The organism is Terriglobus sp. YAF25 (assembly GCF_052113305.1).
In the GTDB taxonomy this organism is placed as follows: Bacteria; Acidobacteriota; Terriglobia; order Terriglobales; family Acidobacteriaceae; genus Terriglobus.
Genome location: NZ_JBFRCY010000694.1, coordinates 1 through 2,435, shown reverse-complemented (window position 1 = coordinate 2,435; position 2,435 = coordinate 1). Strand labels below are relative to the sequence as shown.

Genomic DNA, 2,435 nt, shown 5'->3' with positions numbered 1-2,435 from the left:
ACATTGCTCGTGTCCACGCTCGTAGAGGAATGGGAGCGCAGATCGACCAGATGGTTCTGGCCACAGTGCAGCAATGGGTTTTTCATCCGGCAACGAAGAACGGCAGGCCCATCAGCAGCGAGCAGGAACTACACTTCCACTTCGACCGGCGCAGAAATCCCGGCGGATGTGGATGGGAGTGCATCACCCTGGAGTCGAATTAGCCCATACTCTGGGTGCCCCACATACGCGAAGCTTATGTGGGAGTATCGAGCGGAGCTCGATCCGCGTTGCTATTCGCTTGGCCGCAGATGGGGAATGAGATAAAAAGACGGTTCGCGCGTTGCGCGAATGCCCACATAAGCTTCGCGTATGTGGGGCACCCAGTTCGTGCCACTCAGAGCAGTCCTACAGAATCTCCAGAAAGATCTCCCGCTCATCCAACTCATTCGCCCGCATCATGATCTGTCCATTAGCGCGCTGAATCATGCTCTGAAACTTATCGCCCCACTCCACCAGAACAAGAGCATCAGGCTGCGAAGCCATCTCGTCGATCCCAAGCGCCGCGAGTTCTTCTTCCTTTTCCAAGCGGTAAAGGTCGAGATGATACAAATGCACCTTCGGTCCTGCGTACTCATGCACCAGTGTGAAGGTGGGGCTGGTGACCTCCTCCGGATCAACGCCGGTCAGTGCCTGAGCGATGCCTTTCACCAGGGTGGTCTTTCCGGCGCCTAGCTCGCCGCGCAGCAGAATCAGCTTTGGTGTCGGCATCAACTTCTCGGCCATGTTCGGGCCAAGTGCAAGCGTGCCCTCTACGGAGCGGGTCTTGAATCTCTTTACAAGCATGAAACTAGCGAAGTCCTCCAACCCAGGTGAGGCCGTCTTCGTCCGCAATGCGGTAGCGGAAGGCGTCGCTCAGATGGGCCAATGTGTCGGTGGCCAGCACCGTATGTTCGTCCTGGTTGCGCGCGGCCATCATGCCGGCGAGACCGTGCAGATAGATGGCGGTGTTGACCGCATCTTTTACGTGATCGGGGTGCTGCGCCAGTATCGCCGCAACGATGCCGGTCAGAATGTCTCCACTCCCACCCTTCGACATTGCAGGGTGGCCGGTGGTGTTGATGGAGATCTCCCCATCCGGATGCGCCACCAGAGTCCGCCAGCCCTTCAGCACCAGGGTCAGATTGCGTTCTGTAGCGTAATGACGGGCGATGCCGATCCGGTCGGCCTCTACCTCCTTGACGGTGATGCCGAGAAGGCGGGCCATCTCGCCTGGGTGCGGTGTCAGGACCATCACGCGTCCGGCTTGCGCGCGCAGCAGCTCCGGTTTTTCAGCAAAGGCGTTAAGGGCGTCGGCATCGATGACGACCGGAAGAGCCGTTTTAAGCACAGCACGGCGGACGAACTCGGTCGTCTCCGGCTGGGTTCCCAGACCGGGACCGATGGCGAGAACGCTGATCTTCTCAAGCCACTGCGTGCGCGTTTCAAAGTTCGCCAGGGCAACATGTCCGTCGATCTCTTGAAGCGGCCGGCACATCAATTCGGGAGCGATGCGGGCCACCGAGTCGAGCACAGAATCGGGCACCGCGGCCGTAACCAGTCCTGCACCGGAACGTAGCGCAGCAAGTGAAGCCATCGCGGCCGCGCCGGACTTGCCACGCGAGCCGCCAAGCACCAGCACGTGTCCGAAGCGCCCCTTGTTGCTGTTCAGTGGGCGAGGTGTCTCGGTCAGCGCTTTGGAGGAACCGGTCCAGGTGAGCTCGGTTTTTGGGAGAGATTCCGCGGGTGAGCCGATCGGGGCAACGGCGACCGCACCGAAGGCGCCATCCCGGTTCATCTGTCCGAAGATGTGCGCCGGCTTTGGTGCGGTGAAGGTCACGACAGAATCGGCGGGAAATGGACCCCCGGCTGTGGGTTCGTGCGAGTCCGCATCCCAACCCGACGGGAGATCGACAGCCAGAACAGGTTTTGCGAACTGGATCAGTTGTTCCCGCAGATTGCAGGCCGGGCCGCGCATCGGAGGCTTGAACCCGGTACCAAGCACAGCGTCGATGTAGAGGTCGGCTTCGGGAAGGGTGATGCTTTCTGTGGCGAAGGTAACCGGCGCGTCCAGTGCGCTGAAGGCGTTGGCTGCGTCGCCGCGCAGATCGTTTTTACCTGTGGCCAGAACGATCACCTGGACTTTTCGCCCGGCCGCGTGCAGCCGCCGAGCAGCGACGAAGCCGTCGCCTCCGTTGTTGCCCTTGCCGCAGAGGACGACGATGCGGCGCGCCTCGGGATAACGTCGCAGCGCAAAGCGCGCGACCGAGGCGCCGGCGTTGTCCATCAACTCCTGCATGGAGACGCCGAATTCGGCGGCGGTGCGCCGGTCGGTCTCGCCCATCTGCTCTGCGGTCAGAATCTTCATACAAAAAACGCCCATGCAGTGTAGCTCTGCTCGTCCAGAGGACGGGCAG

General features: G+C 61.0%; 3 protein-coding genes. 1 reads left to right on the top strand and 2 read right to left on the bottom strand.

All coding sequences use genetic code 11. The features are described from left to right. Positions 1-203, top strand: a 203-nt coding sequence (locus tag AB4043_RS22480; RefSeq protein WP_442308151.1) for an energy transducer TonB, incomplete at its 5' end; no start/stop codon positions are given. Positions 204-387: 184 nt separating this feature from the next. On the opposite strand, the gene tsaE is transcribed toward AB4043_RS22480, so the two are convergent. Further along, positions 388-825: a tRNA (adenosine(37)-N6)-threonylcarbamoyltransferase complex ATPase subunit type 1 TsaE gene (tsaE, locus tag AB4043_RS22475; RefSeq protein WP_442300140.1), complete on the bottom strand. Its 438-nt coding sequence runs from the start codon at positions 823-825 to the stop codon at positions 388-390. Between the two features lie 4 nt (positions 826-829). Continuing rightward, positions 830-2,386, bottom strand: coding sequence for an NAD(P)H-hydrate dehydratase (locus tag AB4043_RS22470; RefSeq protein ID WP_442300139.1), 1,557 nt, complete (start codon positions 2,384-2,386; stop codon positions 830-832). Positions 2,387-2,435 lie beyond the last annotated feature (49 nt).

Coding starts and splice junctions, on each gene's coding strand:
- tsaE (WP_442300140.1), bottom strand. CDS start 825: ATGCTTGTAAAGAGATTCAAGACCCGCTCCGTAGAGGGCACGCTTGCA.
- AB4043_RS22470 (WP_442300139.1), bottom strand. CDS start 2,386: ATGAAGATTCTGACCGCAGAGCAGATGGGCGAGACCGACCGGCGCACC.